1 protein-coding gene is annotated in these 1357 nt (G+C 51.9%); it reads right to left on the bottom strand.

Annotation, left to right across the window (positions count from 1 at the left end):
• Nucleotides 1-1010, bottom strand: a 1010-nt coding sequence (locus HMPREF2806_RS07855) for an adenine-specific methyltransferase EcoRI family protein (protein ID WP_070517160.1), incomplete at its 3' end; no start/stop codon positions are given.
• Nucleotides 1011-1357: the final 347 nt, after the last annotated feature.

The following is a 1357-nucleotide window of genomic DNA, read 5'->3' as shown; positions in this document are numbered from 1 at the left end:
CCACTACGTGTCCACGATTTGCGGGCAACCCCAAACTGCTCTGGACTGTATTTGTCCAAGAATGAGATGGGTACCCCCATAACACCGTCGTAATCGCTTGGAATACCCTTGGTCTCCGGCACCTCAATAGCGTCGTAGTTGTCGTATTTGACGTACGCAGTTTCTCGAACCCTCTTCGATCCATAAAGAAGGTTGTCATCCATCGTCATCAGAACCAGTGGTTCATGGCGGCGACCGTGTTCGATATTGGTAAACCATCGGACGCCTTTTACGCGAACGAATTTATTACCCAGTTCATCCACGCGATGCCCTGCAGCAGTGAGAGGATAACTTTCTGGCACACGAAACTCTCGATCACCGCTAGAGATAGAAGGCCCGTACCAAGTCCTATTTTCTTGGAACAGTGGAAAAACGTCCCTGTATGTGACAGAGTTCATGTTCCCGATAACGGAAAACTGGACCTCGCCCTCGATCAGCCACGCAAGGAACTCTCGGAACAGCGAGAACGGTGGGTTGGTAACTACGATGTCGGCCTCATCACGAAGTTTCGTGACCTCCTCGGAGCGGAAGTCTCCGTCTCCCTCAAGGTAATCCCACTTGAGATCTTCCTTGTTCAGTTTGCCGTCATCGTTAAGATCCGTGCCCTGTTCAAGGACGTAAATGCGGCCTCTGTGCCAGGTGTCGTCTTCGTTGAACTTCTCGTCCTGGTCCTCGCCAAGTGCGAAGTCCAGCAGCATCTGCCCCTTCTCAGTCACGGCTGGGTTTGATGCTGGCGCATAAGACGTAGAGATCAGCTTCTTCAAGCCGAACTTCTCAAAGTTCAGTGCAAAGTACTTGGTGAAGTTACTTGCCCCCGGATCGTCACACGGCAGCAGAACTGTCTTACCTCTGAATACGTCGGGGTCGTATTCGAGATAGGCTTGCATCTCGTTTTCAATGTCATTCCACTGCGTGTAGAACTCGTCCTTCTTGGCAGTCTTGGCTGTGCCTAAGTTAGTATTGCCGCCCATTGCCTACATCACCTTGTAGATTGATTCAGTCTTCGGCCTAAACGACAGGATGTGTTGGTGAGGTTGGATGGTTAGCTGGTCTGGCGTGCTGGTATTAGGATGATTTCACTTATCCGGAGGGATACCCCAGTCTCGGGCCGGAGATACCGCCGGGGAAGTGCCGGTGTGCTAGCTGCCTAGGTTCACGATGAGAGGATGAGTAAGAATCATCCTCGATGCCCTGTCTGTAGCGGGGTATGCATCAAATACGGAACGACAAGTACTGGTCGCCAACGATGGCGATGCCGCACTTGCAAGGCCACTTTCACCCGCACCAATGACGACGCAGTTCAAGCAAAATGGTTTCG

It is taken from the genome of Corynebacterium sp. HMSC076G08, from assembly GCF_001811515.1.
GTDB classification, from domain to species: Bacteria; Actinomycetota; Actinomycetes; order Mycobacteriales; family Mycobacteriaceae; genus Corynebacterium; species Corynebacterium hiratae.
Note: the sequence above shows the minus strand (reverse complement) of the source record. Positions and strands in the feature narration are given on the sequence as shown.